This is a genomic window from Methylobacterium sp. 10 (assembly GCF_000519085.1).
GTDB lineage: Bacteria > Pseudomonadota > Alphaproteobacteria > Rhizobiales > Beijerinckiaceae > Methylobacterium.
On sequence record NZ_KI912577.1, the window covers coordinates 4,451,198 to 4,476,555 of the forward strand.

Annotated in this window: 25 protein-coding genes; 7 read left to right on the forward strand and 18 right to left on the reverse strand. The window is 64.7% G+C overall.

Annotation, left to right across the window (positions count from 1 at the left end):
- Window positions 1–116: 116 nt before the first annotated feature.
- Both K368_RS0120920 and K368_RS0120925 read right to left on the reverse strand, forming a co-directional pair.
- The gene (locus K368_RS0120920; RefSeq protein WP_027174051.1) at window positions 117–965 is read right to left on the reverse strand and encodes an outer membrane beta-barrel protein; all 849 of its coding nucleotides are present in this window, start codon (window positions 963–965) and stop codon (window positions 117–119) included.
- A gap of 229 nt (window positions 966–1,194) precedes the next feature.
- Complete coding sequence (locus K368_RS0120925; protein WP_036266565.1) at window positions 1,195–2,046, reverse strand: outer membrane beta-barrel protein; 852 nt, start codon at window positions 2,044–2,046, stop codon at window positions 1,195–1,197.
- Between the two features lie 230 nt (window positions 2,047–2,276).
- Here K368_RS0120925 and K368_RS0120930 point away from each other — a divergent pair, with 230 nt between their 5' ends.
- Window positions 2,277–2,600, forward strand: a complete 324-nt coding sequence (locus K368_RS0120930) for an MmcQ/YjbR family DNA-binding protein (protein WP_027174052.1) — start codon at window positions 2,277–2,279, stop codon at window positions 2,598–2,600.
- Here K368_RS0120930 and glmM read toward each other — a convergent pair.
- The 6 genes from glmM to K368_RS0120960 all read right to left on the reverse strand — a co-directional run bounded on the left by glmM (window position 2,597) and on the right by K368_RS0120960 (window position 9,803).
- Entirely contained in the window at window positions 2,597–3,937 is a 1,341-nt protein-coding gene (gene glmM, locus K368_RS0120935; protein WP_027174053.1) for a phosphoglucosamine mutase, read from the reverse strand. The genes K368_RS0120930 and glmM overlap by 4 nt on opposite strands.
- 481 nt (window positions 3,938–4,418) lie before the next feature.
- On the reverse strand, window positions 4,419–6,338 hold the full coding sequence (gene ftsH, locus K368_RS0120940) for an ATP-dependent zinc metalloprotease FtsH (protein ID WP_027174054.1): 1,920 nt from the start codon (window positions 6,336–6,338) through the stop codon (window positions 4,419–4,421).
- Between the two features lie 145 nt (window positions 6,339–6,483).
- Window positions 6,484–7,497, reverse strand: a complete 1,014-nt coding sequence (gene tilS / locus K368_RS0120945) for a tRNA lysidine(34) synthetase TilS (protein ID WP_027174055.1) — start codon at window positions 7,495–7,497, stop codon at window positions 6,484–6,486.
- Window positions 7,494–8,462 (reverse strand): tol-pal system protein YbgF, encoded by a 969-nt coding sequence (gene ybgF / locus K368_RS0120950; RefSeq protein WP_027174056.1) that lies wholly within the window; start codon window positions 8,460–8,462, stop codon window positions 7,494–7,496. The genes tilS and ybgF overlap by 4 nt, the downstream gene beginning before the upstream one ends.
- 117 nt (window positions 8,463–8,579) lie before the next feature.
- Entirely contained in the window at window positions 8,580–9,080 is a 501-nt protein-coding gene (gene pal / locus K368_RS0120955; RefSeq protein WP_018043035.1) for a peptidoglycan-associated lipoprotein Pal, read from the reverse strand.
- A gap of 324 nt (window positions 9,081–9,404) precedes the next feature.
- The gene (locus K368_RS0120960) at window positions 9,405–9,803 is read right to left on the reverse strand and encodes an Hpt domain-containing protein (RefSeq protein WP_027174057.1); all 399 of its coding nucleotides are present in this window, start codon (window positions 9,801–9,803) and stop codon (window positions 9,405–9,407) included.
- A 93-nt stretch (window positions 9,804–9,896) separates the two neighbouring features.
- Here K368_RS0120960 and K368_RS25220 point away from each other — a divergent pair, with 93 nt between their 5' ends.
- Window positions 9,897–10,304 (forward strand): response regulator, encoded by a 408-nt coding sequence (locus K368_RS25220; protein ID WP_036267218.1) that lies wholly within the window; start codon window positions 9,897–9,899, stop codon window positions 10,302–10,304.
- A gap of 8 nt (window positions 10,305–10,312) precedes the next feature.
- Here K368_RS25220 and K368_RS0120970 read toward each other — a convergent pair whose 3' ends face one another.
- On the reverse strand, window positions 10,313–11,242 hold the full coding sequence (locus K368_RS0120970; RefSeq protein ID WP_245259637.1) for a diguanylate cyclase: 930 nt from the start codon (window positions 11,240–11,242) through the stop codon (window positions 10,313–10,315).
- 254 nt (window positions 11,243–11,496) lie between these two features.
- The gene (gene hemC, locus K368_RS0120975; RefSeq protein ID WP_027174059.1) at window positions 11,497–12,420 is read right to left on the reverse strand and encodes a hydroxymethylbilane synthase; all 924 of its coding nucleotides are present in this window, start codon (window positions 12,418–12,420) and stop codon (window positions 11,497–11,499) included.
- Between the two features lie 217 nt (window positions 12,421–12,637).
- On the opposite strand from hemC, the gene K368_RS26275 reads away from it, so the two are divergent.
- Entirely contained in the window at window positions 12,638–13,000 is a 363-nt protein-coding gene (locus K368_RS26275; protein WP_081739631.1) for a hypothetical protein, read from the forward strand.
- 533 nt (window positions 13,001–13,533) lie between these two features.
- Here K368_RS26275 and K368_RS0120990 read toward each other — a convergent pair.
- Window positions 13,534–13,833, reverse strand: a complete 300-nt coding sequence (locus K368_RS0120990) for an antibiotic biosynthesis monooxygenase family protein (protein WP_027174061.1) — start codon at window positions 13,831–13,833, stop codon at window positions 13,534–13,536.
- A gap of 37 nt (window positions 13,834–13,870) precedes the next feature.
- Entirely contained in the window at window positions 13,871–14,737 is an 867-nt protein-coding gene (locus K368_RS0120995) for a Kdo hydroxylase family protein (protein ID WP_027174062.1), read from the reverse strand.
- Between the two features lie 324 nt (window positions 14,738–15,061).
- Between K368_RS0120995 and K368_RS0121000 the strand changes: the two genes are divergently transcribed.
- Window positions 15,062–15,505, forward strand: coding sequence for a DNA-directed RNA polymerase sigma-70 factor (locus K368_RS0121000; protein ID WP_027174063.1), 444 nt, complete (start codon window positions 15,062–15,064; stop codon window positions 15,503–15,505).
- 90 nt (window positions 15,506–15,595) lie between these two features.
- A complete protein-coding gene (locus K368_RS27500; RefSeq protein ID WP_027174064.1) occupies window positions 15,596–15,901 on the forward strand; it encodes a hypothetical protein in 306 nt (101 codons plus the stop codon).
- 57 nt (window positions 15,902–15,958) lie between these two features.
- Here the strand turns inward: K368_RS27500 and K368_RS0121010 are convergent, their stop codons facing one another.
- Window positions 15,959–16,432 carry an Hsp20 family protein gene (locus K368_RS0121010; protein WP_027174065.1) on the reverse strand — a complete coding sequence of 158 codons (474 nt, stop codon included), beginning with the start codon at window positions 16,430–16,432 and terminating at the stop codon, window positions 15,959–15,961.
- 179 nt (window positions 16,433–16,611) lie between these two features.
- Between K368_RS0121010 and K368_RS25225 the strand changes: the two genes are divergently transcribed.
- The gene (locus K368_RS25225; protein ID WP_036266569.1) at window positions 16,612–17,616 is read left to right on the forward strand and encodes an alpha/beta hydrolase; all 1,005 of its coding nucleotides are present in this window, start codon (window positions 16,612–16,614) and stop codon (window positions 17,614–17,616) included.
- Window positions 17,617–17,704: 88 nt separating this feature from the next.
- Here K368_RS25225 and hisN read toward each other — a convergent pair whose 3' ends face one another.
- From hisN to K368_RS0121030, 3 genes are all read right to left on the reverse strand, one after another.
- Complete coding sequence (hisN, locus tag K368_RS0121020) at window positions 17,705–18,493, reverse strand: histidinol-phosphatase (protein WP_027174066.1); 789 nt, start codon at window positions 18,491–18,493, stop codon at window positions 17,705–17,707.
- A 156-nt stretch (window positions 18,494–18,649) separates the two neighbouring features.
- A complete protein-coding gene (locus tag K368_RS0121025; protein ID WP_027174067.1) occupies window positions 18,650–20,584 on the reverse strand; it encodes an AI-2E family transporter in 1,935 nt (644 codons plus the stop codon).
- A 230-nt stretch (window positions 20,585–20,814) separates the two neighbouring features.
- Window positions 20,815–21,576: a 5-oxoprolinase subunit PxpA gene (locus K368_RS0121030; RefSeq protein WP_027174068.1), complete on the reverse strand. Its 762-nt coding sequence runs from the start codon at window positions 21,574–21,576 to the stop codon at window positions 20,815–20,817.
- Window positions 21,577–21,947: 371 nt separating this feature from the next.
- Between K368_RS0121030 and K368_RS0121035 the strand changes: the two genes are divergently transcribed.
- Window positions 21,948–23,042 carry a methyl-accepting chemotaxis protein gene (locus K368_RS0121035; RefSeq protein ID WP_036266570.1) on the forward strand — a complete coding sequence of 365 codons (1,095 nt, stop codon included), beginning with the start codon at window positions 21,948–21,950 and terminating at the stop codon, window positions 23,040–23,042.
- Between the two features lie 53 nt (window positions 23,043–23,095).
- Here the strand turns inward: K368_RS0121035 and pncB are convergent, their stop codons facing one another.
- The gene (gene pncB, locus K368_RS0121040) at window positions 23,096–24,388 is read right to left on the reverse strand and encodes a nicotinate phosphoribosyltransferase (protein WP_027174070.1); all 1,293 of its coding nucleotides are present in this window, start codon (window positions 24,386–24,388) and stop codon (window positions 23,096–23,098) included.
- 396 nt (window positions 24,389–24,784) lie between these two features.
- Window positions 24,785–25,288, reverse strand: a complete 504-nt coding sequence (locus tag K368_RS0121045; protein ID WP_027174071.1) for a pyridoxamine 5'-phosphate oxidase family protein — start codon at window positions 25,286–25,288, stop codon at window positions 24,785–24,787.
- Window positions 25,289–25,358 lie beyond the last annotated feature (70 nt).

The following is a 25,358-nucleotide window of genomic DNA, read 5'->3' on the forward strand; positions in this document are numbered from 1 at the left end:
GGATAACGCTGAGTTCGATTTTCGCGATCGCACGACGAAAAAGCCCGCACGGCATGGCCGGGCGGGCTTGGAGTGTCTGAAGTCAGCCGAAAGTCACCGCGTGCCAGGCGTCCCGCCTACTCGTAGGGATTACCGCCGCCGTAACCGTTTCCTCCAAAGGCAGCAGCGCCGCCGGCGAAGCTGTAGCGCAGACCCACGCGAACCTCATTGGCCGAGATATCCTTCAGGCGGGTCCCGAACCCAAAATCGTCGAGGCCTGTCTTGGCGCGGCCGAGATTGACGTAACGGTAATTCGCATCGATCGCGAAACCCGCGCCGATCTCGTAGGAGACGCCTCCAGTCAGCGCCCAGGCCAGTGATGTGACCGAACCGTTGCGACGCGCGGCGGCAGGGCGAGGACCGACCACGGGGCTTCCGTCACAGAGCACGGGAACGGTGCAGGTCGTCTGGGTGTAGGCGTTGCGGAAGTCCTTCTGAGCGATACCGATGCCACCGCCGATGTAAGGGGTCAGACCCCACCAAGTGCCAAGATCCGCATAGACGTTCACGAGAGCCGTCAGCACGTCGAGCTTTCCGGCTTCGATATTGTATCCGTTCGCGAAGTTTGATCCGGACGAGTAGGTGCTGAAGCGGCTTGGCAGGCGCTGGTCGATGGTGGCGTCCATGCGCAGCCAGTTGTTGAAGCGGTAGCCGATGCCGCCGCCATAGCTAGGTTGATGGCTCAGGCGCAAGCGCACGAGCGCCGGCGTGCCCGGTTCGACCAGCGTCGCGTCCTTGGGGTGATCGAAATAGCTCTCGGTGAAATCGGCGCGTAGGTACCAACCGCTGCCGATCTGAACCGGGGCGGGAGCTGGCGGAGGTGGCAGGAGGTCCGCGGCGAGGGTCGGCGCGGCAGTGCCGATCGCCAGTCCGGTGAGGATCACAGCGACGGCTGCGGAGCGGGATGTGCAGGGCGGAGTCATCATGGTCCTCACGGAGGCATCGGCCGGAAAGCGCATGATACGGATGCATGCCGGCGAGGGGGTCGACCGACCAAGATGATGAAATTAAAAGGTTATGATCGTCTTAACCCTAACGGTCCCTGGGCCGGGAAAAGATAAAACGCGGTGTCGTTAACCTGATCGCCGCATCTGGCCGAACAAAAACGGCGCGGATACCAATCCGCGCCGTTTTCCCGGTATCGTTGAGGAAATTTCAGTACTTGCGGACGATCGGTTCCGGCATCGGCTGATACTCGACCACCGGCGCAACGACACCGCCAAGAATCCAGCGCAAGCCGACCTTTACGTCATGCGAGGCAATGTCCTTGAGGTGGTAATCCGTCTTGCAGAAGGGCGGTGCCTCGCACGTGACCGTGCCGGTTTGCGCCGAGCCCATGTTGAGATAGCGGTAAGCCAGTTCGAGTTTCACGTTCGGCGTGATGGAATAGCCGAGGCCGGCATGGGCCGCCCAGGCAAAGCTGAGCTTCTGTTTCTCCGGGCCCACGCCATACCCACCCTGATACAAGCCTTGGCCGTTGTCGGTCACGCCGCCGAACATGTGGTGAGCAAAGCCGACACCCGCGCCGACGAACGGGGTGACGCCGTAATAGGTGCCGAGATCGACGTAGCCGTTGGCCATACCAACCACCGACGAGAACTTCCCGGATGTACGGTTGATGCCTCCGCTCGGCTTTTCGGCCGCATAGAAGATCCATTTTGCTTCTGAGCGGTACTCACCAGTAAAATCAAAGCGGAGCCAGGAATTGGCCTGATAACCGATACCCGCGCCTACAAAGGCTTGGTTGCCTAAATAATCCTTCAGGACATTGTAATTGTACGGGATCGGAGGGGTCGTTACGTCCTTGGCGACGGTGTGCCCTTCGCCCAGAATGCCGGCACCGGCGTCGCCGCGCAGATACCATGCGCCGCCGATCTCGATGGGCGGGGGCAGCGGCTCTGGTGGCAGAGTGGGGAGCAGGTCGGCGGCCTGCGCAAGGCATGGCGCTCCCACGCTCGCAAGGAGCGTGATCGAGCGCGCCAAGGCGGAAAGCTTGGAACGGCGCATAATGGATCCTTCAACTCGATCGTTCGGCGGACGTGTGGGAGCACGAGCCTGGATGACGATCCCATCATCTGTGGGATGAGTTAAATCGCGCTTAACGTTAAACGTTAGCCTTTCCGAACCATTAGACGTCCAGAACCTTACTGGAACTTGCAGTGGCCATCGGGCTGTCGCGGGACCTGCATTCGCGCCAAGCTTCAGTGGTTGTCGCGAGTAATGAGGTGGAATGATCGATGCGTCCTGAAGATGTGCGCGCCTTGGCGCTGATGCTTCCTGGGGTGGAGGAAGGCGCTCATATGGGCCATGCGGATTTCCGCATGGGCAGGCGGATCTTCGCGACCCTCTGGGTCGACGAAGAGCGCGTCGTCCTGAGGTTTCCCGCCGAGCATCAGGCACTCGTGGTCGAGGCCGAGCCAGACCTGTACGAGCCCGTCCCCGGCGCCTGGGGACGGCGTGGCTGGACCAGCCTGTCGCTCGATGGGGCTGATGAGGAGACGCTCAGGAGCGCCCTCCTCACGGCATGGCGCTGCCTCGCGCCGGACGCGTTGCGAGATTAGGCCGCGGCCTTGGTGACGGCGTCAACGATGTCGTCCACGACTTCCGTAACGAGGCTTCGGTCATCGCCCTCCGCCATCACGCGGATGACCGGCTCGGTGCCAGAGGGCCGGATGACGACACGGCCGGTCTCGCCGAGACGCTCGCGGCCATGGGCGATGGCGGTGACCACTGCATCCTGCTGCAGCGGTGCGCCGGAGCGGTAGCGCACGTTCTTGAGGATCTGCGGCAGCGGGTCGAAGCAATGGCAGACCTCGCTCACCGGACGCTCCTGGCGCTTCACCACGCTGAGCAACTGGAGCGCTGCCACGAGACCGTCCCCCGTGGTGGCGTAATCCGACATGATGATGTGACCCGACTGTTCTCCGCCGAGATTGTAGCCGTGCTCGCGCATATGCTCGAGGACGTAGCGATCGCCGACCGCGGTGCGGGCGAGGCCGAGGCCGATTCCGCCGAGGAACCGCTCTAGGCCGAGATTGGACATGATTGTCGCGACGATGCCCGGCTGAGTTAGCCGGTCGTCGTCTTTCCAGGACCGTGCCACGGCAGCCATCAACTGGTCGCCATCCACCGACTGGCCCTTCTCGTCGACGATCAGAACGCGGTCCGCGTCGCCGTCGAGGGCGATGCCGATATCGGCCCGTAATTCCCTCACCTTGGCAGCAAGGGCCGCCGGTGCCGTCGAGCCAACATCGTGATTGATATTGAAACCATCGGGGTCGACGCCGATGGCGATAACCTCAGCGCCGAGCTCCCACAGGGTTTCAGGCGCGACGCGGTAGGCCGCGCCATTGGCGCAATCGACCACCACGCGCAAACCGTCGAGCGTCACGTTGCGCGGCAGCGTACGCTTGGCGAATTCGATATAGCGGGCATGCACGCTCTCGATCCGCTTGGCGCGGCCAAGCGCGCGAGATCCGGCGAGTTTCTTGTGCAACTCGCCGTCGATCAACGCTTCGATCTCGCGCTCGACGTCGTCGTTGAGTTTGAACCCGTCGGGTCCGAACAGCTTGATACCGTTATCCTCGAACGGATTGTGCGAGGCGGAGATCATCACTCCCAGATCGGCGCGCATGGAGGGGGTGAGCATGGCCACCGCCGGCGTCGGCATAGGGCCGAGCAGCATCACGTCCATGCCGACAGAGGTGAAGCCCGCGACGAGGGCTGTCTCGATCATGTAACCGGACAGGCGGGTGTCCTTGCCGATCACCACCCTGTGGCGGTGATCGCCCCGCTGGAACACCAATCCTGCCGCTTGGCCCACCTTAAGGGCGAGTTCGGGCGTGATTACCCCGTTGGCGCGGCCACGGATGCCGTCTGTGCCGAAATACTTACGCACGTTCTTCAATCCCGATCGTCACGGCCCACCATAGGCGATTTCGCCTCGCTGAATGGTATCGAAGCATGGCAAACGAATGGTGCCGGACCCGGGCTCGGTCAAGCTTCGTCGCAGGTGGGGAGGTTGGTGAAGCCGATGATGATCAGCGAGACGAGGACTGCGCCTTCAAGCTGCCCAGCGCTACTGAAACAATAGAGGCTCCCGCCAGGTCGCCGCGTTCGCACGCCAGAACCAGTCCGTGGCGACATCGAAGAGCGGCATGAAGGTAACGAACGAATAGGCCAGCGGATCGAAGGCCGGGTAGAGATTACGAGCTCGGCCGTCGTTAGTGGAAGCCCTCAACGCAACTATGGCGCGGCCAACCCGAGCCTCGTCGTAGGTTCAATCCGCGAAGCTATTCAAATTGGCCTTTGGCAATTGAAAGAAAAGCGGCGAGGTCTCCCTCGCCGCTCCACTATCCTCAAGGACATCCACGCTCGCGTCACGCCTGCGGTTGAGGCTCCAGTCCACCCTCGTTATCCCGCGGCCGGCCGCGACCGGCGGAGGGAACAGAGGAACCGCGGATCGGAGTCGGCCCGTCCCCAGCGTCACGGATCGGAGGCTTGCCGGCAATCAGGTTCTTGATCTCGTCACCCGACAGGGTCTCGTATTCGAGGAGCCCCTGTGCCAGCGCTTCAAGATCGTCCTTGTGCTCACCGAGGATACGGCGGGCTTCCTCGAGGCCGGTCTCAACGAGGCGGCGGACCTCGGCGTCGATCTTCTGGGCCGTGGCCTCGGACACCGTCTGCTGACGGCCCATGGACATGCCGAGGAATACCTCGTCGTTGTTCTCACCGTAAGCGACGGTACCGAGCTCTGGCGAGAAGCCCCACCGGGTAACCATCATGCGGGCGAGACGAGTCGCCTGCTCTATGTCCGACTGGGCGCCCGAGGTCACCTTGTCGGCACCGAACGTCATCTCCTCGGCGATGCGGCCGCCCATCATGATGGCGAGACGCGAGGTCATCTGCTCGAAGCTCATGGACAGCTTGTCGCGTTCCGGCAACTGCATAACCATGCCGAGCGCCCGGCCGCGCGGGATGATCGTCGCCTTATGGACGGGATCAGTGGCCGGCACGTTGAAAGCGACGATAGCGTGGCCGCCTTCATGGTAAGCGGTCAGCCGCTTCTCGTCCTCGGTCATGACCAGGGTGCGCCGCTCGGCGCCCATCATCACCTTGTCCTTGGCATCCTCAAACTCGTGCATCGTGACGATGCGCTTGCCGCGGCGCGCCGCGAGCAAAGCCGACTCGTTGACGAGGTTCATCAGGTCGGCGCCGGAGAAGCCTGGGGTTCCGCGCGCGATGACCTTGAGGTCGACATCTGGCGCCAAAGGTACCTTGCGGACGTGGACACGCAGGATGCGCTCGCGACCGACGACGTCGGGATTTGGCACCATGATCTGACGATCGAAGCGGCCCGGACGCAGCAGGGCGGGATCGAGCACGTCGGGGCGGTTGGTGGCCGCGATGATGATCACGCCTTCGTTGGCTTCGAACCCATCCATTTCGACGAGAAGTTGGTTGAGGGTCTGCTCGCGCTCGTCGTTGCCGCCGCCGAGGCCGGCACCGCGATGGCGCCCGACCGCATCGATCTCGTCGATGAAGATGATGCATGGTGCGTTCTTCTTCGCCTGCTCGAACATGTCGCGCACACGCGACGCGCCGACACCGACGAACATCTCCACGAAGTCGGAGCCGGAAATGGTGAAGAACGGCACGTTGGCCTCGCCAGCTACGGCACGAGCAATGAGCGTCTTACCCGTACCGGGAGGGCCGACAAGAAGAACGCCGCGCGGAATGCGACCGCCCAGTCGCTGGAATTTCTGCGGGTCGCGCAGGAACTCCACGATTTCCTGCAGGTCCTCCTTCGCTTCCTCGACGCCGGCAACGTCGTCGAAACTCACGCGGCCCGATGCTTCGGTCAAAAGCTTGGCCTTGGATTTGCCGAAGCCCATGGCACGCCCGGCACCCGACTGCATCTGGCGGCTCAGGAAGATCCATGCGCCGATGAAGACGAGAATGGGTAACCAGCTCACGAGAAGTTGGATGAACCAAGGCGTGTTGTCTGAAGGGGGGCGCGCGGTGATTTGCACGCCCTTGCTCTGCAGCTTCGACACCAGGTTCGGGTCGTTGGGCGCGTATGACGTGAAGTTGCCACCGCCGACATAGGTACCACTCACGTCCTGCCCGGAGATCACCACCGTCTGGATTTTGCCGGAATCGGCGTCGTTCAGAAGCTGGCTATAGGCGATCTCGCTGCCGCCGCCGCGATGTCCCGGATTTTGGAACAGGGTGACGAGGGCCAGCACGAGCAGGAAGATGACGACCCACAAGGCAAAGTTGCGGAAGTTCGGGTTCATCGATCAATCCCTGGGGGCGTCCGGTTCCGCGCTTGGTGGGCGGATCACGCGGATGCATGTCGGCAATGTAGGCAGTGCCGACCCCCTTGCCAAGTAAATCGGGCCAGCCTGCGGCAAGCCAGTCAGGGGAAAGGTGAGCGCGCCCCTAAGACGGAGACCGCCGCGCGGGGGCTGTACGGAAGGACAGGATACCCTCAGCCTTCATGTCGATGAGAACGCCACGAAGTGTCCGCCGCATGGGAGTGCCAGCGGCGAGGGCTGATTGAAGGTCCTCGAAGACGAGCCGTTCCAGACGTTCCAGGCGAGCGGCCCCTCCCCCTCCGGCTTCGCGGAGTGCGAGGTCGACCACACGGACGAGGATCGCGTCCGGCAGGGCGGCCAGTTGTCGGGCATCAAGAGCGACAACATCGGCGGCGATACGGAGGGCGGAAAAGGCAGCGCTCGCCGTATCGCGTAACGCCTTTTCGTCGCGAGCCATGCGTACGGCGAGGCGGCAGAGCCGTTCGGAGCTGAGGCCTTCCGTCGCGAGGCCGGGCATTAGACGGCGCAGGCGTGCGCGTGCGAAGCGCTCATCCACATTCGAGGGATCGTGTGCGGGCGCCAGCCCATGGGCTGCGCAGTAGGCAACGAGGTCCGCCTTCGAAATATGAAGAAAGGGTCTCGCAAGGCGCAGGCCCGGAACGAGGGCCCGCTCGCGCCGCATGCCCGCGAGACCCGCCGGACCGCTTCCGGCCAGGAGCCGCATCAGCACGGTTTCCGCCTGATCGTCTGCGGTATGTCCGGTGAGAATGGTATCGGCGCCGATCCGGCCCGCGCATTCTGCGAGGAGGTTATAGCGCGCGTGGCGTGCTGCGGCTTGAATACCGCGGCTCGGCTTGTCGCCGTCCCAGGTCAGGATGTGGTGGCTTAGACCAAGCGATTTTGCGACGAGCCCGACGCTCAGGGCCTCGGTGTGTCCCTCGGCACGTAGACGATGATCCACAGTCGCCACCTGAATCGGTTGCACGGAGCCGAATCGGGCAGATGCATGCATCAATGCGGTGGAATCCGGTCCGCCGGAGACGGCGATGAGCAGGCTGCAGGACTCAAGATAAGGCTTCAGCGCCGCGGCGAGCGTCGCGTCGATCCCGTCCCTGTCGCCCGATGGAGCGGCGTTCAAGCGGTGCAGCGCGCGCGTTTCTGCTCGCGGACCACGCTCTGGCGGACACCCTGTGCGGCGGAAGGGAATTTGCGCTCCAGCTCCGCGAGGGTCGCACAGGCCTGTTCGCGAGCGCCGAGGGCGTTCAGGGAAATTCCGAGCTTCAGCATGGCATCCGGCGCCTGGGGTGAGCGCGCGTAATCTGTGGAGACCTTCAGAAATTGCTCGGCCGCTTCCCGGTTGCGGTTGCGCTGAAGGTAGCTCTCACCGAGCCAGTAGGTTGCCGACGGCACTTGGGCGTCTCGCGGATGCGACTGTATGAACTGGCGCAAGCTCATCTCCGCTTGTTCATAGTGGCGCGCCGCGATGTAGCCGTAGGCTGTCTCGTAATCCGCCCGGGCGTCCCCCGTCGTCGTTGCAGCCACGCTGGTCATCGGGCGCGGCGGATTTGGCAACGTGCCTGTCGTGGGCACACGTGAGGGGGGCGTGAGATCGACGGGGCCGCCTAGGCCCGGAGGCGACAGGCCCGGCTCTTCGTCATCGGCATCGACCACCGTGGGCGGCACACTCGGTACCCGTGACGACGGTGCAGCGGCGATGGCGGCGGAGGGGACGGTCGTGCCCAGCTGCATCGGCCCGCCGGGACGGCCCGGGTTCTGCTCCGGGTCGAAAGCATCGCTGCGCTTCTGCTGCTTGGATTGGCCGGGATTGGTGCCGGACGGGGGGGCGGCAGGTTTTCCACCGCCGCCCTTGCCTTCCTGCAGCCGGTATTCGACGTCCTCCTGGAACTTGCGAAGCTGTTCTTTGAGCTGGCGATTCTCGTATTGCAGCGTCTCGATCTGGCCCGCCATTTGACGCGATTGGTTCTCGATGCGGTTCAGGCGAACGATGAATTCCGACGCGTCCTGCGCCGCCGCTGGACCGACGACGGTCAAGGGAGAGAGGAATGCGAGAAACGTGAACGCGAAAAGCAGGCGGCGGAGCATGGGAAACGGCACCTGTGGTCGGATCGGACGAGTAGGCATCGGCAGCGCCCCGCCGATAGCAGATGTGTCGGGGCGCGGCAAAAATAGGACCACGACTGTGAAGGTTATTCCTCGTCCTCAGGAGCCGGCGCCCCGGTCGAGGACGGTTACGGCGCGGCGGTTCTGCGACCAGCATGAGATGTCGTTGCACACGGCGACCGGTCGTTCCTTGCCGTAAGAGACCGTCCGCATCCGTCCAGCGGCGAGGCCGCGTGATGACAGGTAGTCCTTGACGGATTGGGCTCGGCGTTCGCCAAGCGAGAAATTGTATTCGCGGGTGCCGCGCTCATCGGCATGGCCCTCGACCAGGAACGTGTAGCGAGGATAGCGTTGCAACCACTGGGCCTGTTTGTCGAGCGTGGCGGTAGCGGTGGGCGTCAGGTCGGTCGAATCCGACTCGAAGAAGACGCGGTCGCCTATGTTGACGACGAAGTCCTGCGCGCTGCCCGGTGTATTTGCGCCGCCTGCGAAACCCGAGGCGTCGGCGAGATCCTTGTCGTTGGTGCAGGCAGCGACGCTAAGCGCGGCGCAAAGGGCTGCCGCGAGCGGAAACACGCGAAATCGCGCGGTCATGGACATGGTCTTGCTCTCCTCGGGCGGGGGGCCGGTTCCGGAGCGTCCCCGCGGGGCCGTTCGGTGGTGCGACCTGTGTAGGTCGAGCGGGTTAAGCGAAGGTTCCGTCAACCTTGACGGGACGTTCCAAAGGCCGAATTCCAGTTGCGGTCTGTGACACTCGGCACCTCAATTCAGCGAAATGGCGCCGCGACCTGCGGGATTAGCTGTGTCACACCCATAATGCGGCAGCCACGCGACGGATAAGCAGCGCCCTCCGCACTCTCGGCGGGTGTGCCTTCGGCGCAACGGGTTCGTCCCGTGAGGTTCTTAAAAGGAGTACCGGTGCCGTCACGCGCGCACCCCCAAGGTGGCGAGTGCGGTCAGCGCGCGTTCGGCGGCGATCCGTCCTTCTTGCAGCGGGATGGCGATGTCGTCGCCCTTCAGGCAGGCCCGTTCGATCACGGAACAACACCGCGAAAGGTCGAGAAAGCCGAGAGATCCGCTCGATGCCAGCAGCGCATGGGCGTCCTGCGCTATGGCGAGCCGATCGTCGTTCCCAGCAGGAAAGCGGACGCGGATCTCGACGACGAGCAGGGACAGAAGCCGTTTCAGATGATCATGCCCGAGAAGGACTTCGAGTTCGGCGAGCGTCGCCGCATCGCAGACCGTCCCTCTCCCCTTATCTGCCGTTGGCTCCACCGCGGCCTCGCGCATCGTCACAGGGTGTTCGAACGACCCACCGTCCATGTCGCCCGCGATTTCCGAATCGACGCGACCATTGATGGAAGCTTAACCATTAATGCAGTCATTTGTTGATGTACGAAAGGGTCGATGGCCGGGATGAGTGGCGCACCGAAAGTTCTGATCGTCGAGGACAATTTCCTCCTGCTGGATATGTTGACGATCCAGTGCGAGCGTGCCGGCCTCACTGCCGTGGCGGCGTCCAGTGGCGAAGACGCTTTGACGCTTATCAGGACTCGTGGTGTCGATTTCGACTGGTTGCTGACCGATATCAATCTTCCGGGAATGATAGATGGATGGACAGTGGCTCTCGCCTTCCGCGAGGTTCGTCCTGACCGCCCGGTAATCTATGCATCGACGAATGCATATTTCGACCGCAGGCCGCTTCGAGGGAGCCTTTCGGTCCGCAAGCCATTCCAGATACGCGAGATCGCCGCCCTTGCCCGGATGATGGCGGCCGAGCGCGGCCTAGCCTCCGCTCAGGTCTCGCACCACGCATCGGCGTGAAGCGGTCGTCATTTCGCCGGAGGAGCCAAGCGGAACGTCCCGCGCCCTTCTGCCTTGGCCGCATAAAGCGCCACGTCGGCCTCTGCGAAGACGTCCTCAGGGCTACGCTGCTCCATTATGGCGATGCCGATGGAAACGCCAATTGTGAAGGTCCCCTGCCCCCAGGCAATGGGCGGCGCCATGGCGGCGATAATTCGCTCCGCCAGGGCGGCGAGTCCCTGTGTGCTGATTGTGCCGTCGACGACGATCCCGAACTCGTCACCCCCGATGCGTGCGACGAACTCCGTGCGACGGCACGTCTCGTTGAGGCGGTGCCCCACCTCGGCGAGACAGGCGTCGCCTGCCATGTGGCCGTGAGTGTCGTTGACCTGTTTGAAGCCATCGAGGTCAAGGAGCAGCAGGGCACCCTGTCTGTTCATGTCGGCGAGACGGCCGTAGAAGGCGGTGCGGTTGGGCAGGCCCGTCAGGGTATCGAACTCCGCGAGGTAGCGGGTTCGGTCGGCGAGGATCTTCTCCTCGGTGATGTCCTGCTTCATGCCGAAGATGCGGACCGGTATTCCTTCCTCGCATTCCACCGTGGCGGTCAGGCGGATCCAGCGTCGGTTGCCCGAAGCCGTGACGATCTCCGCATCGAGGGTAAAGCCGCCACGCTCGGCGATGGCCTGGCTCCGGAGCGCGTCGAGGCGGATACGTGACTCCGGGCTGTAGCAGCCTAAGGTCGTCTCACGGTCGACCGCTGAGCCCACCGGCAGGTCGAACATCCTGTAGACAGCATCGGTCCATGTCAGTGCCTCATCTACAAGGCGGCATTCCCAGACTCCGATTTTGGCCACGGCCGAAGCGCGTTCGAAGATCTTCTGGCTATGGGCGAGGGACAGCGCTTGCGCGTCGATGAAGCGGGCTTGGTCCTCAAGACGTGCCAGGAGGGCTGCAATCAACTGTGCATCCCCGCTACGCCCAATCGTGATCTCTTCCTGGCCGGGAATATCCCCATCGAGATGGATCAACACCGGTGAGCAGGACGACAGGTCGGCACAGACCTCATGCATCGGTATCCCCAGGCCGCAAAGTGTATGAGACTGTACACTGACCTTAGCGGATCAGCGATTAACCGTTCCTCTCCTGTCCGCAAGGCGAGAAGATGCCGCGCCTGACCGGAATCGGCGCTGCTGCTAACCGTGTGGGAGCCCGGCTATTGCAGATGCTTGGCGTAGGTATCTCCGGCCGCGCGTTTGAGTTCGGCACCGGCATCCTGTCCGATTCGGGCAGCATCCGATACCGCGCCCGAGCGGTGGACCGCCCAATGGGAGCTGCCGTCGGGCAGGAACAATAGGCCGTCGAGGGTCAGCACCTCGCCGTCGATCCGTGCCAGGGCTGCGATCGGGGTACGGCACGACCCATCGAGTTCCGCAAGGAGCCCGCGCTCGGCGTCGAGTTCGGCCGAGGCCGTAGATGATCGCAACGGGGCCAGCAATGCTCGAACGTTGGAATCGGCCTCCCGGCATTCGATGCCGAGCGCTCCTTGGGCCACGGCGGGGAGCATCTCGTCCACGGACAGGACGCTCCGTGCCATATCGGCCATGCCAAGGCGTTCGAGGCCGCAGAGGGCTAGAAGCGTCGCCTCGCAGGTGCCCTCTCGAAGCTTGCGCATCCGAGTATTGGCGTTGCCGCGCATCGGGACGATGCGCAGGTCCGGCCGCCGCATGAGGACCTGAGCGGCGCGGCGCAGGGAGGAGGTGCCGACGCGAGCTCCTGGCGCAAGGCCGGCAAATCCGTCCGCCTGAGCGGAAAGGAAGGCATCGCGCGGATCGTCACGTTCCAGGATGCAAGCGATGACCAGCCCGTCGGGCAGCCAGGTCTCCACATCCTTCATCGAATGCACGGCCACATCGACCACGTCGGCGAAAAGGGCCTGTTCGAGTTCCTTAGTAAAGAGCCCCTTGCCGCCAATCTCGGAGAGCGGCCGGTCGAGGATGCGGTCGGCCACCGTATTAACGACCACCAACTCCGTTTCCAGCCCCGGATTGGCCGCCACGATCTTGTCGCGGACCATTCCCGTCTGCGCGAGAGCCATGGGGCTGCCGCGGGTTCCAATGCGGAGGGGGCGCTGGATCATGGACGATGGCCGCCTGTGCAAGGACGCTTCGGACAAAGCCGCCTCTATCGAGGACGGTTTCCTTCAGTAAGCAGTCAGCGTTCGGCTGTCACCGTGGCGAAGGCTTCGCGCGAAGTGAGCGCCAGGCAGCGAACGGAATCAATTCACCCACCCCCGATCATCAATTCGTTACGAAAGGCGGGCGAGTGTGGTGCGGCCTCTGGTCGAGACAAGAGAGATGGCTCCGAGTAAGCTTGAACGGTTCCGAGACGCGCATTTTCCCACGGATGACGGCGAAGCCCTTCGCCGATCACTCGAGCGGGGCGTGCTGTCGGGTGGAATCGCCCCGGTCCGTTCGGAAAAGCCTCCTCGTCATGGGCGGCGTAGCGTTCTGGGTCGTGCCTATTTCGGTCTCAAGCTCATTGTGACGCTTGGGCCGCTGGCCTTCCTGCTTCTGTCGGCCGTCGCCGAATGCGGACCTCACTCCTCATCATTGCTACCAGACGTTTTAAAAGCGAGTGCCTGCGCACGGCGCGACCTCACCCGCCACGTCTGGTCCATCGAGAATACGCTCAAAACCGTGTCGGACCGTCTGCGCTGACGTCGTCCGGTAGCGGTGTTGTGAATGTAACGAGTGTCAACCATAGCCGGACCTTACGGCCGGTTGCGCAGTTTCGAGCGGCATCACGTGGGCGTTCGATTGTACAACCCCACGAGAAAGGCTGGGGGGTAATGCAATTAACTTCGCCCGCCATTTCCCTGCCGCGCTCTGGCTCTGCCAGTATCACTCCGCTCCGCGGAGGGGCGGTCGCATCGCGGTACGCTGATCAGAGCCATCCGAAAGAGGTCTTCGGCGACTTCGTCACGAAGCTTGAGGATGCCAAAGCGCTCCGTCCGCGCAAAGGCTCGGCGCTGGGGCGTCTGCTGGATGTCAGCCTGATCCTCCTGCCCATCCCCCTCGGGGTGATGGTGCTGTCGGTCCTGGCCTGTCGGCATATCGACGCGAATGTAGGCTTCTCCGTTGGCGAGTCCTTTCGGACTTGTGCCCGCGACGACATCGCGAAGTGCCGGGCGCTCCTCGACAGCCGCGTCACGATGCTGGTCCGCCAATCTAGGCCCTGACCGTTCCCGCCGTCAGAAAGCCTGGAGGGTCAGTTCCGTATGTTCGACGCTGGGAGGGCCCTCGAAGAAGGGAGAGACCATGGCGCGATAATCCTTCCAGGCCTGCGAGCCGGTGAAGAGTTCGGTATGGTCGGCGAGCGTCTCCCACTCGATCAGTAGCCGGTAGCGTTGGGGCTTCTCCACGGATCGGCGCACGGCGAAGCTCTTGCAGCCCTTGGCGATCTTGAAGATCTCGGATGCCTTGGCGATGTTTGCTTCGAAATCAGCTTCCATGCCGGCTTTGATATCGATCTGTGCAATTTCGAGAATCATGATGTAGTCCTAAACCCGTCTCTGTATCAATGAGGTCTTAGCGCAGCTTGCGACCGAGCTTCCGGGCGAGGATCCGCTGCGGGCTGCGCTCTGGATCCGCCTGGCTCGTCACCGGAAGGTAGGCGGTCTGTTCCAGCATGTAGCGACCGCCCATGGCGCCGTGCATCACGAGGTCCGAGAACGTCACCCAGGTCTGGCCCGGTGTGAATTGCACGTCGGCTTGGGGGCCGTTCTGCTGGTATTCCATGTCCTGCTTCAGTGCATCGTGGAGATGCAGCATCAAGTGGTCGTATTCGGAGCGGCGCGCCTTGGTGATCCGCAGGGCCGCTAGCAGTCGCGCCGACAGGGGCGAGTAGCCAGGCAGGCGCGGCAGGAATTTCTCTGTCATCGAGCCGAAATCCTCGCCCACCCGCCAAAGGCGGGGCTGCCCGTTCGGATTGATGTTGCGGAAGATGCGCAGGATACGCTTCTCGCCGATCGGGTTCGACGGAAAGGCGTCCACGTGCAGTCGTGTGTCGTCTCGGCGCCAACTGAGCTTGCGTTGGTCCACCTCGAACGGGCGGTAGGACGTGCCGGCCAGCGTGACCTTGCCGGTATAGGCCGGCAAGTGGCGCTCGAGCAGCCCCTGGGCGAAGGCCTTGTAGCGAATGAGAAGCTGGCGCAGCGCCTCCTGCTCCTCCGGCGTTCCGGCGGCTCCTCTCAGAGCCGCGTCCCTGCCGCGGATGTTGACGTTCTTGGCCTTGCCGTCGGCAAAGGGTCGTTCGACGAAGCGCTTCTCGAAGTCGGTGATTGGGAAATCTTCGTCATGGAAAACCAGGACCGAGCCGCTTTCCAGCGCTTCGACAAGGGAGGGAGCGCCGGGCGCTGATCCGTCGCGGGCGACGGAAAGGATCGGGCTGATCATTGGAAGCGTCCTCGAAAGCCGCGTGTGCCGCGCGGTTTAGCCGAAGCTCGAGGTTTCCGCCACGGGCAGGCCGCCAAAGGGAAAAAGCGAGGGCGAGCACCGTCGAGGGCGACGACAAGCATGGGAACATCGGCGCTACCATGCGGGACCTGCGCTGCATTAGCGGTGGATGAAGTCTTCGCCCGGTTGTCATCGGTCCGGCATCGGCTCAACCATCATGAATCGACCGATGGCATTCGTCGCAACCTTGGCGCATGCCCGACCGTTCTTTCGGTTGCGGGCAGGTCCGAAGGTCCGGCCGCGACGGCAACGAGGAAGCCGACGATGGCGACGTTGAAGGAATTCGAGGAGGCTCTGCGCGAGCAGGGCATGAACATGGCGCTCGCCCTGCTCCAGCGCCTGCGCGAACGCGACCGGGCGACCCGCACGATCAAGCCGGCACGACGCCTCACTGGCCAAAAGATGACGCCGGATCTGGCACGGGCGATCCTTGATCTTCACGCTTCCACGGGAATGACCCAGCAAGAGATCGCCTTCAAAGTTGGTGTGAATCAGGGTCGGGTCAATGAGGTCATCAAGCGCGGCAAATGGCTTAGCGATAACCCGAATGCACCCGAAGCCGTGGCCCGCGACAAGGCGAAAGCCCGGATACGCGGCGAGCCTAAACCGCACTGTCCCGCACCAAAACTTTCAGTTCGTAAGGAGCGTCCGGTCGCCGCGCGCCGCAGGCAGAGCCCCCAAGGGCAACTTGTCTTCGGCGACCTCTGAATCCCCTATCGAAACCTGGCTGATCGGCTCGGAGTTACCTAGGTCAAACCGCGCTTCCGTGCGGTGGAAGACGAGGGGCGTTGGGCTGTGATGGGGGTTTCCCGATTCGTCGGAGTTATAAGTGCCGTCCTCGGCGTCAGTTGGCCCGCCATGGCACAGCGGGCATCCACCCTCGACATGACCTGCCCGGAGGCGAGAGCCGTCGTGTCACGGAGCCGGGGCATCGTCCTCGGGACAGGTGGATCGACCTATGACCGCTTCGTGCGCGACCGTGGCGCATGCGAGGTCACCGAGATAACGATCCCCGCCTACGCGCCCACCCGCGATACGGCGGACTGCTTCATCGGCTACCGATGCCGGGAACCGGGCCGAGGCGACCGGTTCAATAGGTTTTGAACGCGGGCAGGCGCACCGACCTCTCGGTCGGGGCGCTCATTGTCGAAAGACCGGCGATTACGCCGCTGCTTGTACCTGACCTTCGATCACGGGCGCTTTCGCGGCGCCCGAGGTGGCGATCTGAATCTGGCGGGGTTTCTTTGCCTCCGGAATCTCACGGACGAGATCGATATGGAGCAGACCGTTCTCCAGGGCCGCACCCGTTACCTGGACATAGTCGGCAAGCTGGAACCGGCGTTCGAAACCACGGGCGGCGATCCCCTGATGAAGAACCTCGACCTTCCGGGTCACATCGGGACTGCGCTCGCCCTTGAGCGTGAGCGCGTTTTCCTTAACCTCGATGGTGAGGTCGGATTCGGTGAATCCAGCCACCGCGACGGTAATACGGTAAGCGTTCTCGCCTGTTCGCTCGATATTGTAGGGAGGATAGGTCGGGACCGCATCGGCGCTCACGAACTGGTCGAGGGCCGAGAAAAGACGGTCGAAGCCGACGGTAGAGCGATAGAGGGGAGCAAGATCGAACTGGCGCATGACATATTCTCCGTAGGAAGCAACATGTAACGTTATCGTCCGCCCAAAGGGCCGGACCGTTGCGCCGCCGTATCGGCCGGCGCTCCTCCAATATCGGAGGTGCGTCGGAAGGCTTCAAGAGTTTGGATGGCCCTTCTCATGCAAAATTTGCTGCTGCTTCTCTTGTCTGGATCCTCCCCATGCTAACCCTTGCTTCCACGCGCGGAAATTCGGTCCCTCCGGGGGGAACGCTGGTTGTCGTCCATGCCGATGATGGGATTCGGCTGAGGGCCGCCCATTGGCGCCCGACGACCCGGTTGGCGAAGGGGACGGTGTGCCTGTTGCAGGGCCGGGCCGAGTTCATCGAGAAGTACTACGAGACCATCACGGAACTGCGCCGCCGTGGGTTCGCCGTTGTCGCGTTCGATTGGCGGGGCCAGGGGGAATCGCAACGGCAGGTCTCCGACGCGCATCGCGGCCACGTCGCGCGGTTCGACGATTATCGTCGCGATCTCAAGGCGATCGAGGATGCGATCCTGCGGCCGCTGATGCCGCATCCGCACATGTGCCTTGCCCATTCCATGGGCGGTGCGGTGGCGCTGACCGGGGCGATGGATGGGTGGCTGCCCTTCGCCCGCCTTGTCACCGTTGCGCCGATGCTGTCGATCCGGATGATCCGTTTCCCGGCGGCGTCCTTCTTCCTCGCTCGTGTGCTGCATGCGTTGGGTCTCGGGTGCCGTTACATCCCGTTCGGCAATCCGGCTTCCCTGGCCACGAAACCCTTTGCGGGAAACCGCCTCTCAGGCGATACCGTCCGCTATGAACGCAATGCCCAGGCGGCCCGGGCCGTCGGTGCCAGCGCCGTTGGGGATCCGAGCGTGGCCTGGATCGTCGGCGCGTTCCGGGCGATGGCGAAGCTCGCCGATCCGCGAAAGGCCGCCTCGATCCGCATTCCGACCCTCGTGATCGGCGCCGGCGCCGACCCTGTTTGCGACACCGCGATCACGGAACGGTTCGTGGGCCGCCTCTCCTCCGGCTTCCTCCTCGTCCTGCCCGACGCTCGTCATGAGATCCTCTCGGAGCGCGACGCGATTCGAGACGATTTCTGGGCGGCTTTCGATGCCTTCGTGCCGGGGACGGTCGTGTCGGAAAGGGCTCAACACGCAGATACGGGGCAGGCCATTGCCCTCGCAATGACGCGTTGAGACGCGCGTCCGACTGACTGAAAGAAGCCGTCGCCACTCCTCGGCTGGATGAGCGGTGCAGGGCCTGAATCATTGAGATGTAAGCATTTTACGGGTTGAGGTGGCGCAGGGCCGCGGCGTGGAGCCGGACGTCCCCGGCGGCGACGATCCGGCCGCCCTTTGCGGCTGAACTGCCATCCCAGGCGGTGACGACGCCGCCCGCTCCCTCGATGATCGGGATCAGCGCGACGATGTCGTGGGCCTTCAGGCCTGCCTCGACAACGAGGTCGATCTGGCCTGCCGCGAGCATGCAATAGGCGTAGCAATCGGTACCGTAGCGCGACATGCGCACGGCGCCCTCGATGCTCCGGAAGCGGTCCTGCTCGTCGCCCGGCGCGAACAGGCGCGGATCGGTGGTGGCGAGCAGCGCGTCGGCGAGGCGTTCGCAGCGGCGGGTCATGAGTTTGCGCGGGCCGCGAATGCCCTGGAACGTGGCGCTCGCCCCGTCTCCGACGAAGCGCTCGCCGAGATAGGGCTGGTTCATCAACCCGCGTACCGGCACGCCGTCATGGAGCAGGCCGATCAGAGTTCCCCATGTGGGAAGGCCAGTGATGAAGGCGCGGGTGCCGTCGATCGGGTCGAGGACCCAGACGCATTCGGCATCCGCATGGTCGGAGCCGAACTCCTCCCCGACGATGCCGTGGGTGGGAAACGTGCTCCGGATCCGTCCGCGCAGGATCGTCTCCGCCGCCCGGTCGGCCTCGGTGACGGGGTCGAAGGCGCCCGTCCCCCTGCCCTTGTCGTCCATGCCGAACGAAGCCCGGAAGAAGGGCAGGATGGCCTGGCCCGACTCGGTGGCGAGGTCTTCCATGAACCGTGCGAGATCGACGACGCTCATCGAAAGCCTCCTGGTGGAACCGCCCCGCAACCGAAGCGGTGACGGGCGAGCCGCGTCAAGCCCGGACCGCCACGAGACGCCCCGAACCACCGCCATCACCCTGGTGGATTCACCGCCATCGGGCGGCTTTTCGACCCCCAGCGGCCGCCTACGCAATCACGATGCAATGGCGGCCGCCACGGGCGCCGATGGCGGTGTCTCGGGCGAATTGTCCGGCGCGGAAGACTCGGCCTTGGCGACCGAGGCCGTGGTGCCGGCCCGGCCGAGGACGGCCTGCAGGGTCGCATCGAGGGACGACACGTGGACGTCCCCGCCGATCGCCGTCCGCAGTCCCTCGTCGTTGAGGACCTCGTGATCGGCCTGCCAGAGACCGACGACGATGGGCAGGTCCGGCATTCGGTTCTTCAGCCGTCCGACGAGGCGGCGCAGATGGGTCGGCTCCCCACTGATGGCGAGAGACACGATGCAGATCATCCGGGCCGGGCCGGGATCGAACCCGTCGATCTGGACTCGGGCCACGTCGGAGAAGGGAACGATTCGCGTTCCGATGCCACGCCTGTTGAGGAGCTGAGCCAGGATCTTGCAGGCCGATTCGTCGACGAAGCTGCGCCCGGTCACGCACAGGACCGCGCCGTCCTGCTTCCAGGCTGCGGGAACTTCGGCCGGAGCGGCGAAATCGTCGTCGGGCACCTCGACATCGCGCCGGTCGAGGCCGGCGATGAGGACGGCGACCGTATCGCGGATGTCGGTCTTCTGCTCGGGCGTGAGTACCCCGCGGGCGGCGTCGCGGGCGGCGAGTTCGAGACCCTTGAGCACCACGTCGTCGTAGTAGGAGGAGAGCGAACACTCCTTGAGGATCAGCTCGGCATGCTCCTCCGCCTCCTCCGGGTCGTCGGCGAGGATGCGCTGGTAGAAATTCTCCACCGGGGTCAGGGCCGGCCGGTCGCCGAACAGCACGTCGAGGAATTCGAGCTTGTCCACGTGCCGCCCCAGCACCACGAGGCAGACCGTGAGAGGCGTCGAGAGCAGCAGGCCGACGGGCCCCCACAGCCACGTCCAGAACAGAGCCGAGACCAGGACGGCGAAGGGCGACATTCCGGTGGACTGGCCATAGAGCATCGGCTCGATGACATGCCCGGTGAGGGGTTCGAGGATCAGGAACACCGCGAGCGTCGCGATGACCATCGACCAGCCGGGATCGACCGCCGCCGCAAGGGCCAGGGGGAACAAGGCCGCCAGGGCCGCGCCGATATACGGCACGAACCGCATCAGCGCCGAGAAGATGCCCCAGAGCGCCGGGTTGGGCACGCCGATGACGGAGAGGCAGATTCCGATCACCACGCCGAAGGCGGCGTTGAGGGCGAGCTGGACCAGGAAGTAGCGGCTGAGCCGCCGGGCGGCATCGTCCATCGCCACGGTGGTCCGGTGGAGGTCGCTCGATCCCACGAGGCGGATCATGCGGTCGCGCAGGTCCTCCCGCTGCATGAGCAGGAACAGCAGCACGATGAAGACGATGCCGGCGGTGGCCAGCGGATGCAGGATCGGCGACAGGATGGTGTTGGCCAGGGCCAGCGGGTCGGGCGCCCGCTCCTTCATCTCGACGACGACCGGTTTCTCCGGCGGCGGAGCACTCGGTTTCCCGGTCTCGGGCCTGGGCGCCTCGGGCTTGGCGCTCTCCTCGCCGCCCTGGTGCATGGTCCGGCCGATATTGGCGACGTAGTCGGCCAGACGCCCGGCCGGGCTGTCGCGCAGGCCCTCGACCTTCTGCTCGATGGTGGTGCGGTAGCGGGGCACGTCCTTGGCCAGATCCGCGAGCTGGACGCCGATGAGGGTGGCCAAGGCCGCCGCCACTCCCAGTGCCATGACGACGGAGGTGGCGACCGACAGGAACCGCCCGAAGCGCAGGCGCCGCAGCAGGTAGACGATGGGGCCGAGGACGAAGGAGAGCAGGACCGCGATGGCGATGGGAATGAGGACGTCGCGGCCGATATAGAGCCCGGAGACGATCAGCGCGGTGACGATGAGGGGCGAGGCCAGGGAGGGCGGGATCGATTCGGCCGGGGCGACGCGGGTCGCCCGAGGCGGCAGCATGGCGTTCCGCACCGGAGTGGCCCGCGAAACCCCATTTCTGGCGCTCGTATCGCGGGAGGCCGGCGGCTGCTTCGGTGCCTCGTCAGCCGGTTTCGGTGTCGCCATCTCGGGTCCGTCTCAACGCCACGCATGCGACCGCGCGGCGGGAGGACCGGCGCGATCGTGATGGGGAACGGAGTAGCGACGGGAAACGATCCCTGCTCACCCGGGGCTTTGCATTCATTTCGCGGTCAGGCGACGTCGAAGGCGGCCAGTTCGAAGCCCGCCTGCCCCAGGGCCAGCCGCACCGCGCGCGCCGTTTCCACCGCGCTCGGCGTGTCGCCGTGGACGCAGATCGTGTCGATCGGCACCGGGATCCGGCGGCCGGACAGGGTGATCACCGCCCCCTCCTCCACCATGCGGCGGACCCGCGCCGCTGCCTCGGCCGCATCGTGGATCACGGCCCCGGGAAGCGAGCGCGCGCAGAGCTGCCCGTCCTCGGCATAGGCCCGGTCGGCATAGATCTCCCGCACCGCGGCGAGACCGGCATCGAGAGCCGCGCGCTCGGACGCGAGGCCCGGCATCACCACCAGGGGCAGGGTCCGGTCGACTGCGCGGACCGCCCGCGCGAGGGCGCGGGCCACGTCCGCATCGGCATTCGACAGGTTGGCCAGGGCTCCGTGCGCCTTCACATGGGTGACGCGATGGCCGGCGAGAGCCGCGCAGGCCCGGAGCGCGCCAATCTGGTAGGCGACCCCCGCCTCGATCTCGGCCGCGCTCTCGGCGATGACCCGACGGCCGAAGCCGCGCAGATCCTGGAATCCCGGATGGGCGCCGATGGAGACGCCGCGCGCCTTGGCCGCCGAGGCGGTGGCGACCATGATCTCGGGATCGCCGCCATGGAAGCCGCAGGCGACGTTGGCCGACGTGACGAGCGCGAGGAGGGCCGTGTCGTCGCCGAAGGTGTAGGGGCCGTAGCCTTCGCCGAGATCGGCGTTGAGATCGATGCGCATGGATTTCGCCTCCCTCCGCGATCTACCGTTTGCCGAGGGAGGCGTCACCGTGTTCGGTCCGCCATGAGCGCAGCGGCGTCGATGTCGCGGCAGGACAGTGAAGCGAAGTCACGTGATGCGCCCATCACCATTCTTTGCGCGTATCTGCACCAAACGGCAATTGTTGTCGCCTGACGGTGGGTACAGGCGTCACAATTACCGAATCGATCGGAAATATATTACTAATATCAATACAATTGTGTGTATTCTTGTTCGCTGATTTCAGAGCAGACCCATCGTTTTTCGGATAATATACAAACTGATGCAAATTTAGCGAAATCTTAGGCGGTTCGCCGCATTCGATGATGGGTCGTTCGGCGATCGGTAGACAGATGAGCGGGTTGGCATTCAAGGACGGTGATCCGTCGGGGCGTCGCGAGGACGGTCCCGGCGCGACCAGCCTGCACGGTGTGGCGGCCGAAATGGCCGAGCTGAAGCGCATCTCCTCGGACAAGAGCCGGCGCATCCAGAACATCACCGGGCAGGTGAAGATCCTGGCGTTGAACGCCCTGATCGAGGCGGCGCGGGCCGGCGAGGCCGGACGGGGCTTCTCCGTGGTGGCGCAGGAGGTCCGCGCCATCGGCGCCGAGGTCGAGACCATCGCACGGGCCCTCGAAGACGAACTGTCGGACCGGATCGCCGCCGTCCAGTCCAAGGTCGAGACCCTGGCCGAGTGCTCGCGCAAGGACCGGCTGATCGACCTCGCCCTCAATGCCGTCGAACTGATCGACCGGAACCTCTACGAGCGGACCTGCGACGTGCGCTGGTGGGCGACCGATGCGACCCTGGTGGCCTGCGCCGCCGATCCGACCCCGGACAAGGTCGCCCACGCCACCGAGCGCCTCGCCGTGATTCTCGGGGCCTACACGGTCTATCTCGACCTCTGGCTCTGCGGGATGGACGGACGGGTCATCGCCCATGGACGGCCCGAGCGCTACGGCGACGTCATCGGCCGCGTCGTATCCGACGAACCCTGGTTCAGAAAGGCAGCCGGCCTGCCGGACGGCGACGCCTACGTGGCCGCCGACGTGGCGCGCCAGCCGCGACTGGGGGGCGCTCAGGTCGCCACCTACTGCGCCGTCATCCGCGACGGCGGCAAGGGCCGGGCGCAGGCGGTCGGTGTGCTGGCGGTCCATTTCGACTGGGAGCCCCAGGCCCGGTCCATCGTCGAGGGCGTGCGCGTGGCGCCGGAGGATCGGGACCGGACGCGGGTGCTGCTGCTCGACGCCCAGCGCCGCGTCCTCGCCTCGTCCGACCGGCGCGGCCTCCTCACCGAAATCCTGGCGTTCCAGCCGGGCGACCGCGCGAGCGGCGCCGATCGCGAGGTCGCCTCCGGCGCGCTGACCGCGTTCCATCGTACCCCCGGTTACGAGACCTATGCCGGGCTCGGCTGGTACGGGGTCATCGTGCAGCGGCCCGAGGGCTGACGATCCTCCGGCGACACGGGAGCGCTTCCCCGGACGGCGATGCCGGTAGGGTGTCACACCACCACCGGCATCGCCGTCATCTCGCCGGTTCCGAAGACGCGCTTGTAGCGGGCGATCTCGTCGTCCGGACCGATGGCCTTCGACGGGTTGTCGGAGATCTTCACCGTGGGGCGGCCATTGGCGGCGATGACCTTGCAGACGATGGAGATCGGATCGAGCCCGTGACCGGGCACGAGGCCGCGAAAGTCGTTGGTGAGCAGGGTGCCCCAACCATAGCCGATGCGCATCCGCCCATGGAAATGCGCGTGGATCGCCTCGATCGTGTCGATGTCGAGCCCGTCCGAGAAGATCGCGAGTTTCTCGTGGGGGTCGCAGCCGCGCGACGCCCACCAGGCAATGGCCTCCTCGCCGCCTTCGATCGGATCCTTCGAATCGATGCGGATCCCGGTCCAGGCCGTCATCCAGTCCGGCGCATGGGCGAGGAAGCCCGTGGTGCCGTAGGTGTCGGGCAGCATCACCAGCAGGTTGCCGGCGTAATCCTGCTGCCAGTCGCGCAGCACGTCGTAGGGCGCCTGGGCCAGGGCCTCGTCGTCCTCGGCGAGGGCCGAGTAGACCATCGGCAGTTCATGGGCGTTGGTGCCCACCGCCTCGACCTCGCGGCGCATGGCGATGAGGCAGTTCGACGTGCCGAGGAAGGCCTCGCCCAGGCCCTCGCGCATCGCCTCGACGCACCACTCCTGCCACAGGAAACCGTGGCGGCGGCGGGTGCCGAAATCGGCGATGGAGAGGTCGGGCAAGGCCTTCAGGCGCTCGATCTTCTCCCACACGCGGGTCATCGCCCGGGCATAGAGAACCTGCAGCTCGAACTTGCCGAGCGCCCGCAGGATCCCGCGCGAGCGCAGCTCGTTCAGGATGGCGAGCGCCGGCACCTCCCACATGGTGGTCTCGATCCAGGGTCCGTGGAAGGTGAGGACGTATTGTCCGTCGCGCGCCTCGAGTTCGTAATCTGGCAGCCGGAAGCCTTCGAGCCAGTCCATGAAATCGGCCGAGAACATCTGGCGGTGGCCGTAGAAGGTGTTGCCGCGCAGCCAGGTCGATTCCCCCCGGCTCAGGCGGACGGTGCGGGCGTGATCGAGCTGCTCGCGCAATTCGCCCACATCGACGAAATCGGCGATGCGGACGGAGCGGCTGCGGTTCTGGATGCCGAAGGTGACGTCGGCGTCGCGATGGCGGCGAAAGATCGTCTGCGCCATGAGGAGCTTGTAGAAATCGGTATCGAGCAGCGACCGGATGATCGGGTCGATCTTGAAGTTGTGGTTGTAAACCCGCGTCGCGAGATCGAGCATGGTCGGGACGGATCCGGTGCGGAACTTGGGCGCCCGCTCGCCTGCGAGGAGCGCATGGGCCTCGGGCGCGAGTCAATCGTGCGCCCGATGATTGACGGGGACCTGATGGCGACCGAACGGTTCGGCCCTTCGCGCGTATCGCCGGAGGGCGAGGTTGGTAGCGGGTCCCTCTCCCCCTCGTGGGGAGAGGTGAGGAGTGGGAATGGCTCCGCCAGCCTCCGACGGCTGAGGGTCGGCCCACCACATCAACCTCCGGATCTTCCCCACAAGGGCAGGAGGGGCCCGTGCATCTCACGGAATGGGCGCATCCAGCAGAGGTAGCCGTGCGCTGGAAAACGCAGAAGGGCGGCCACCCACTTCGGATGGCCGCCCCACTGTCCGCGTCGTCGAAACAGATCAGGCGAGATCGACCTTCTTCGTCTCGGTCTTGGGCGACTCGCCGGTGAGCGCGGCCTTGACGTAGCCGTAGATGTGCAAGGCCGTGGCGTTGGGGCTGTCCCAGTACTCGCCCTTTTCAGGGTGGATGCGGATGAGCGCGACTTCCGGGTCGTCCTTGCCGTTGGGGAACCAGGTCTTCATGCTCTCGCTCCACTTGTCGTCCACGATGGCCTGATCGGTGACGATCTCGGCCTTGCCGGCGATGGAGACGTAGGTCTGGCTCGACGGGTCGGAATAGGCGAGATTGACCTGGTTGTCCTTGCCGATCTCCTCGGTCTTGGGCGAGTGCAGCTTGGTGAAGAACCAGATGTCGCCGTTCTCGTCGGTGTCCTGGCTCCACATCGGGCGGCTGTAGAGCTTCCCGTCCTGATCCGCCGTGGTCATCATCGCGACCTTGATGTCCTTGACGAGATCGAACAGCTTCTTCGCGCCCTCGTGGTCGCGGTGGTTGCCTTGATGCATGAAACGGGTCTCCTGAAGGTCTGTCGTCCGTATCGGGGCGCGGTGCTCCCGGTCGCGGGCCGGCCCTGAA

Bases quoted from the DNA above. Each gene is read 5' to 3' on its own strand.
- K368_RS0121010 (WP_027174065.1), bottom strand. From the start codon at position 16,432: ATGCGCCAGTTCGATCTTGCTCCCCTCTATCGCTCTACCGTCGGCTTC.
- pncB (WP_027174070.1), bottom strand. From the start codon at position 24,388: ATGCTCGATCTCGCGACGCGGGTTTACAACCACAACTTCAAGATCGAC.
- K368_RS0120930 (WP_027174052.1), top strand. From the start codon at position 2,277: ATGCGTCCTGAAGATGTGCGCGCCTTGGCGCTGATGCTTCCTGGGGTG.
- K368_RS0121030 (WP_027174068.1), bottom strand. From the start codon at position 21,576: ATGCGCATCGATCTCAACGCCGATCTCGGCGAAGGCTACGGCCCCTAC.
- K368_RS0120960 (WP_027174057.1), bottom strand. From the start codon at position 9,803: ATGGACGGTGGGTCGTTCGAACACCCTGTGACGATGCGCGAGGCCGCG.
- K368_RS0120925 (WP_036266565.1), bottom strand. From the start codon at position 2,046: ATGCGCCGTTCCAAGCTTTCCGCCTTGGCGCGCTCGATCACGCTCCTT.
- K368_RS0121035 (WP_036266570.1), top strand. From the start codon at position 21,948: ATGAGCGGGTTGGCATTCAAGGACGGTGATCCGTCGGGGCGTCGCGAG.
- pal (WP_018043035.1), bottom strand. From the start codon at position 9,080: ATGTCCATGACCGCGCGATTTCGCGTGTTTCCGCTCGCGGCAGCCCTT.
- K368_RS25225 (WP_036266569.1), top strand. From the start codon at position 16,612: ATGCTAACCCTTGCTTCCACGCGCGGAAATTCGGTCCCTCCGGGGGGA.
- K368_RS0120990 (WP_027174061.1), bottom strand. From the start codon at position 13,833: ATGATTCTCGAAATTGCACAGATCGATATCAAAGCCGGCATGGAAGCT.
- K368_RS0120920 (WP_027174051.1), bottom strand. From the start codon at position 965: ATGATGACTCCGCCCTGCACATCCCGCTCCGCAGCCGTCGCTGTGATC.
- hemC (WP_027174059.1), bottom strand. From the start codon at position 12,420: ATGATCCAGCGCCCCCTCCGCATTGGAACCCGCGGCAGCCCCATGGCT.
- ybgF (WP_027174056.1), bottom strand. From the start codon at position 8,462: ATGCTCCGCCGCCTGCTTTTCGCGTTCACGTTTCTCGCATTCCTCTCT.
- ftsH (WP_027174054.1), bottom strand. From the start codon at position 6,338: ATGAACCCGAACTTCCGCAACTTTGCCTTGTGGGTCGTCATCTTCCTG.
- hisN (WP_027174066.1), bottom strand. From the start codon at position 18,493: ATGAGCGTCGTCGATCTCGCACGGTTCATGGAAGACCTCGCCACCGAG.
- K368_RS0121045 (WP_027174071.1), bottom strand. From the start codon at position 25,288: ATGCATCAAGGCAACCACCGCGACCACGAGGGCGCGAAGAAGCTGTTC.
- K368_RS0121025 (WP_027174067.1), bottom strand. From the start codon at position 20,584: ATGCTGCCGCCTCGGGCGACCCGCGTCGCCCCGGCCGAATCGATCCCG.
- K368_RS25220 (WP_036267218.1), top strand. From the start codon at position 9,897: ATGAGTGGCGCACCGAAAGTTCTGATCGTCGAGGACAATTTCCTCCTG.
- K368_RS0121000 (WP_027174063.1), top strand. From the start codon at position 15,062: ATGGCGACGTTGAAGGAATTCGAGGAGGCTCTGCGCGAGCAGGGCATG.
- K368_RS27500 (WP_027174064.1), top strand. From the start codon at position 15,596: ATGGGGGTTTCCCGATTCGTCGGAGTTATAAGTGCCGTCCTCGGCGTC.
- K368_RS26275 (WP_081739631.1), top strand. From the start codon at position 12,638: ATGGCTCCGAGTAAGCTTGAACGGTTCCGAGACGCGCATTTTCCCACG.
- K368_RS0120995 (WP_027174062.1), bottom strand. From the start codon at position 14,737: ATGATCAGCCCGATCCTTTCCGTCGCCCGCGACGGATCAGCGCCCGGC.